Source organism: Methylophaga sp. UBA5088, from assembly GCF_002414625.1.
GTDB classification, from domain to species: domain Bacteria; phylum Pseudomonadota; class Gammaproteobacteria; order Nitrosococcales; family Methylophagaceae; genus Methylophaga; species Methylophaga marina.
Window position 1 is genome coordinate 25,195 of the sequence record NZ_DIAC01000070.1, and the last position, 6,230, is coordinate 31,424.

7 protein-coding genes are annotated in these 6,230 nt (G+C 44.2%); 3 read left to right on the plus strand and 4 right to left on the minus strand.

The genetic code is table 11. The features are described from left to right. The 3 genes from B4K20_RS08870 to B4K20_RS08880 all read right to left on the minus strand — a co-directional run. Positions 1-1,007 (minus strand): GldG family protein (locus B4K20_RS08870; protein ID WP_289282621.1); only part of this gene is annotated, 1,007 nt, incomplete at its 3' end. Positions 1,008-1,022: 15 nt separating this feature from the next. Then, a complete protein-coding gene (locus tag B4K20_RS08875) occupies positions 1,023-1,763 on the minus strand; it encodes an ABC transporter permease subunit (RefSeq protein WP_286303752.1) in 741 nt (246 codons plus the stop codon). Beyond that, positions 1,763-2,710 (minus strand): ABC transporter ATP-binding protein, encoded by a 948-nt coding sequence (locus B4K20_RS08880; RefSeq protein ID WP_289282622.1) that lies wholly within the window; start codon positions 2,708-2,710, stop codon positions 1,763-1,765. Before B4K20_RS08880 ends, B4K20_RS08875 begins: the two co-directional genes overlap by 1 nt. A gap of 168 nt (positions 2,711-2,878) precedes the next feature. On the opposite strand from B4K20_RS08880, the gene B4K20_RS08885 reads away from it, so the two are divergent. Together B4K20_RS08885 and B4K20_RS08890 are read left to right on the plus strand one after the other, a co-directional pair. After that, entirely contained in the window at positions 2,879-3,934 is a 1,056-nt protein-coding gene (locus B4K20_RS08885; protein WP_289282623.1) for a DUF2333 family protein, read from the plus strand. 134 nt (positions 3,935-4,068) lie between these two features. Continuing rightward, positions 4,069-4,476 (plus strand): c-type cytochrome, encoded by a 408-nt coding sequence (locus B4K20_RS08890; RefSeq protein ID WP_286303749.1) that lies wholly within the window; start codon positions 4,069-4,071, stop codon positions 4,474-4,476. 71 nt (positions 4,477-4,547) lie between these two features. Here the strand turns inward: B4K20_RS08890 and B4K20_RS08895 are convergent, their stop codons facing one another. Beyond that, entirely contained in the window at positions 4,548-5,888 is a 1,341-nt protein-coding gene (locus B4K20_RS08895) for an OprO/OprP family phosphate-selective porin (RefSeq protein ID WP_289282624.1), read from the minus strand. Between the two features lie 120 nt (positions 5,889-6,008). Here B4K20_RS08895 and B4K20_RS08900 point away from each other — a divergent pair. After that, a partial coding sequence (locus B4K20_RS08900) for a winged helix-turn-helix domain-containing protein (RefSeq protein WP_289282625.1) occupies positions 6,009-6,230 on the plus strand: 222 nt, incomplete at its 3' end.

The window sequence follows — 6,230 nt, forward strand, 5'->3', positions numbered from 1 at the left end:
CATAGAACATAATCAATAGGCTGATAGTCTGTCTTAGCACCAAAATCTACCTTGGTTGCTGTTTTTCTATCAGCCACGACATCCGTATTTGAACGTTTGAATCCCCATGCTGTAAACAGTTCTTCCATATTTGAGCTACGCGGTGCCAGCATGGCGCTCATCGGATTGTCCGGATCTTTTTTCGGTTTATCGACTTCTGCATAAGGATCAACATAGGTAATTAATTTACCGCCAGCTAAAACATACTGATCAATCGCATACAACGTGCTTTCAGATAATTCTTTCGGGTGAATCACCACTAACGCATCCATGCTGGATGGAATACGACGGATATCTGTCGGCAACATTGATACATTAAACATCTGACGCAATTCTGCCATCACTGCCCAGGGTTTGGCTCCATCAGGAGAAGCGACTTCGCCTTTAAGTGGGTCATACTGCTCACCATCCACCTCAAGCGAACTGATAACACCTACGGCTTTTCTGTTGTTGTTTGAAAGTTTGTAGATCAGTTTTGTCAGGTCGTATTCAAGTGTGTCTTCTTTCTCTGGTTGAAAGAAAGGTATGGTTTCAACACCATCAATTTCATTGGTACCAGCCAGACCGAAGTACAAAGGATCAGACTCACCATCAATAGGCACAGACTGTAAGCCATATTGATCGGCACGCTGTTCATCTGATGAAAAAGGTTCAGGATTCATAATAAACAGGCGAATCTTGCCGTTTGAGGCACGCTGATACTCAAGCAATAACTCTTGTACACGCTGGGCATACGATTTTAAGCTGGGCAACGCCTGAGCTGCTTTTTCAGTGTAGTAGAAACGCAGACTGATCGGCTCATCCATTGACTGCAGGATATTGATGGTGCCATCGGACAAGGTATAAAGATTATCTTCTGTCAAATCCACACGAGCAGATTTGAAATTGCCATTAACGACAACATTGAAAGATACAAACAAAATAATGGCCAAAATCAGGCCGGTTGCAGATAAAAGTTGTTTATTCATCGTCGCAATTCTCTCCTAGTCTGCCTTACGAGCATTGACGATAAGGGCATTCGCAAATAGCCAGATAACGATTAGTGAAATAAAATACATCATGTCTCGCATATCGATGACCCCTTTGCTGATCGCGTCAAAATGGGTCAAGAAACTAAACGAGCTCACTGTTTCTACCAGTGTTTTTGGTGCCCAGCCGCTGAAAAAGTCAATGACGATGCCATAGCCGCTTAGTACAAATACCAAGCTGATAATCAAGCTGATGACAAAGGCAATCACTTGGTTTTTGGTAATCGCGGATATGCATGAACCAATCGCCAAAAAACCACCAGCCATGAGTAAACTTCCCAGGAAGCTTGCCACAATGACACCGTTATCCGGGTTACCGAGATAATTCACCGTAATCCATAAAGGGAAATTCAAGAATAAGGCTAAGCCCGTAAATGCCCATGCGGCGAGGAACTTACCGATAACAGCTTCAAACACAGAAACAGGTAAGGTCATTAATAGTTCAATTGACCCGCTCTTACGTTCTTCAGCCCATAAACGCATGGAAATAGCAGGAATAAGTAAAATATACAGCCACGGATGCATGGAAAAGAATGGGTAAAGATCTGCTTCACCGCGTTGGAAAAAATTACCGACATAAAACGTTGAAAAACCGGTAAGCAGCAAGAATATGATGATGAAAACGTAAGCCACTGGTGTAGCAAAGTAGCCATTAAATTCACGTTTCATAATGAACCAGATATTACGAATATTCATCAGTTTTTGGCTCCCGTATTTGGCATGGTGATACTGCGGAAGACTTCGTCCAAACGCCCTGATTCCGCATGAAGGGCATCAATACTCCACCCATTCTCACGAATCTTTTCTGATAATTCTGCAGTAATTTGTTGACCTTGTTTCGGATACACTCTAAATCCAGCGCTTTCCAAAGGTTCAACACGAGCAACAAAGGCTAATGAATTCAGGAAGCTTTCGAATGCTTTCTGCTCGACATCCGCTACATTGACGACCACCGCATTGTAATAACGTGATCTCGACTCGAGTTCCTGTGGTGTGCCATCAAACTTCACTTTACCGTTGGCAATCACCACATTGCGGGTACACAGTGCATGTACTTCTTCGAGGATGTGGGTAGAGATAATGATGGCTTTATCTTCAGCCATTTCATTAATTAATGTTCTGACTTCGTGTTTCTGGTTAGGGTCCAAACCATCGGTAGGTTCATCGAGTATTAACACAGGCGGGTTATGCAAAATAGACTGCGCTAGTCCTACACGACGTTTATAGCCTTTCGAGAGCGTTTCGATGGGTTGATACATGACATTGGTGATACGTGCCCGTTCTGCTGCACTATCGACAGCTCGCCGTCTGTCTGCCCCTTTGATTCCACGAATTTCTGCAATGAACTTCAGGAAACTATCCGGCGTCATATCAGCATACGCTGGTGCACCCTCAGGAAGATATCCCAAGTGCGCTTTTACCGAAATAGGGTCATTAAGTACATCATAACCACAAACTCTTACCGTGCCTTTAGTCGGTGTTAAAAAGCCGGTAATCATTTTCATCGTCGTTGATTTACCCGCGCCGTTTGGGCCTAAAAACCCGAGCACTTCGCCTTTACTGACAGAAAAAGACACACCATCAACGGCTTTGATCGCACCAAAGTATTTGGCCAGATCATCGATCTCAATTCTCAATGTCATAACAAAAGCGTCCCCCGCTTCCTAATCATTTTTGCAAACCCGTCATTATTCTGAGGTGAAGCAATTTAAGTCAAGCTTGAATTGTCTTTCATTAACCCCATTGTCTTAAAGATTCATAGCGCATAAGCTGTCACAGAACATTCCCACTTAATCAGATATGAGATGTCAATGAAACGCTTAACAGATAAAATCCGTGATTTAGGTTGGTCAGTCAGCGACAGTTTCGCTGATACCACGACCCGTCAACGTATCATTAAGACAGCCGGCATCATTCTTAGTATTGTTGCTATTTTTATGATGACCTTAATGATATGGTGGAACTTCGCCCCAAGTGAGTTTGAACCCACTGAAAATGCCAGAATCATGGCATCGCAACAGCAACAACATCTCGTCACCGGATATACATCATCAGCTACACTAATCACCCTCGCTGAAAACCTTCTGGATAAACCCGGCGGCTACCTCACAAATGATGTCATGCCACCCTCCGTTTGGATGGACAATATGCCTCGTTGGGAGTTCGGAGTGCTGGTACAGATTCGTGATTTTTCTCGCGTATTGCGCAACGACATCAGCCGTTCCCAATCTCAGTCCAGAGAAGATGAGGACCTGGCACTTGCCGAACCTCAGTTTAACTTTAACTCCAACTCATGGCTTTTCCCACCGACAGAACGTGAATATCGTGCCGGCATTAAATCTCTCAAGTCCTATCTGGCTAGACTGAGTAGTAATGAGGATGATGCTCAGTTTTATGCCAGAGCAGACAACCTGGTTTCTTGGTTATCTGTTGCTGAAAAACGCTTAGGCAGTTTGTCACAGCGTCTCACGGCCAGTGTAGGACAGGTGCGTATTAATACTGATCTAGCAGGCGATGCAGAAGCCATACAGTCAACCCCACTGGCGGATGAAGTGGTGACAAAAACACCTTGGAATAAAATTGATGATGTGTTTTACGAAGCACGAGGGACAACCTATGCCCTAATCCATCTGCTGAAAGCAGTGGAATATGACTTTTCAGATGTATTAAGAAAGAAAAATGCGCTGGTGAGTCTACGCCAGATCATTCGAGAGCTGGAAGCCACACAGGAACCGGTATTGAGTCCGGTCATTCTGAATGGAAGTGGTTTTGGCCTATTTGCTAATCACTCATTGGTGATGGCTTCTTATGTGTCACGGGCCAATGCCGCATTAATTGATTTGAGAGATTTATTGAATCGAGGATAAACTCCTCTCAAAGCAGGGCATTTAACCTGCACAATAAGGCAAATCACCCAACCTGACAGCAAAATAACATCCTATAATCGAACTATCCGGCCCCGCTAATTGGGGCTGGCTGTTCAGATTTGATGGAGATATCAATGTTGTTTCAACTTAAATCAATTAAACCAGTTGCACTTTCTGCGGCGCTACTACTTATGTCTGCCACATCCGCTTTTGCTGATGATAAACCTTATACCGTAACCAATGGTAATGAGCTTGATTCCGCTAGTTACGCGGGTTTCAAACTTTATAGAAATTTCTGTGCTCGCTGCCATGGTACATACGGGCAAGGTATGGTCGGACCTAACTTAGCTGAAAGTCTCAATGTGATCTCTAAAGAAGAGTTTTTTAACACCGTTGAACATGGAAAAACTGGAACGATTGGTAGTATGCCAGCTTGGGCATCGAACCCGAAAGTCATGAAAGGTCGGGAAAATATTTACAACTACCTCAAAGCCAGAGCTGATGGCGCAATTGGTGAAGAAAAACCCAAAAAAGCTAAATAAACCAGAAAAATAAGCTTTATACTCAATAAAAAAGTAGAGGGCTGCCAAGCAGCCCTCATTGTTAACTTAGCTTAAAAAGCCCATTGGCTTCGCACTTGAAATACGGATAGCTCATCATTGTCATTCGGTCCACCATCAACGTCCAGTACATCCACATAGTTTGCAGAAAAGCGTAATGTGGGTGTGGGATACCAGTTTACTCCGTAGGTCATGGCATCTGCCTCGCCACCATCGATTCCGGCATCACTCAAGTCGAGTGAGCTATAGCGCAATGCCAGCTCCCATGCGCCAACACCACCGTCACCAACAATGGAACTGGGTTTCACACCACCCATAACACCATTTTTGTACTGGCGAGTCTCACCCGTCAATATATAACCGGCCTGCAAATACCAGCCATCAAAATCTGCATCTTTACCGTTATTACGATTCACCTGGGTGGTGATATATTCACCTTGGACAGAATATGGCCCGTGACCAGCAGCCAGTTCAGCGCCGATATTGTAATAGTCTGCTACGGAACTGATATCGTCTGTATAAATAATACTCACACCGGACACATGTGACTCAGCCTCACTATCGAACCCCACATCGCCGTTATCACCGGTATCACGGTAGTCAAGACCCAGTCCTAAATGAACAAAATGCACACCATCATTAATCGGTGCCCAAGTACCACGAGCCGTTGCCCCCCAGCCTTCATCATTCTGACCACCTTTATTATTGATGGAATCACCAAAGATACCTGTCGCCCATGACCAATGGGTGGTTGCGTTACTGGCCATAATCCCCATCTTTCTTCCTGATGAAAAAGCATTAGGCAGGGCTCGTTCCATAAACAATGTGTTATTAGCACTGGTCAGATAATCTAAGCTGAATGGTGTTTTAAAATTACCCACCGTGATATCCAATGGCTCAAATCCAGTGTAGGCCAGATAGGCATCGGTGATACCTTTGCCGTTCGATCCTGTACTGGCAAAGTCATATTCGAGCTTAAAGTCCCAAACGTTATACATTGTGCCTGCATAAGAAATCCGTGCACGTCTGAACTCAGAACCGTCACCCATTTCTGGCTGACCGCTGTATGTTGCCGCATCCGCTTGTAAACGCCCACCTAACTTACTCTCAAACTTGCCATCACGGGTTTTCACCCCAATCCCACCTTTGACAGTGACTTCAACATCGGAGGGTTTTGTCGCTTCAGCAAGCTTGGCATCAACTTGTTGTTTTTCTTGTTGTGCCTGAGCCTGATTTTGTTTTAACTCTGCCATCAAACGGCCATACTGGTCATCATTGACCATACCGTTTTCATGCAGCATATTAATTAGAGTTTCAATTTCAGATCCCGCATAGGCAGGGCCCGATAATGCAGCCAAAATACCAGCAGCCAGCAGGCTTTTCTTTATCGTCATGTTGTTCTCCTTGTCTGAATTTTTAACACTACGTAGCTGCAAAACAGCTTGTAATATTAGTTAGCGGTTAAAAGGCGCTTATCATGACAGTTTTATTACAACACTTACCCGATGTGAATCATGGAAATTAAAATAGACTTTCACTGGCAACTGACCCAGCATGGAAAACCGCATCATATTGATGACATTCTGTTTCAGATGCTTGAAGCCATTCAGCAAGAAGGTTCTTTAAAACAAGCGACCGAAAAACTTGGTGTCTCATATCGTTTTGCCTGGGGTTTATTAAATAAATGGGAAGCACTACTGGGCCAGCCATTAGTTATTCTTGAGCGAGGCCGGGGG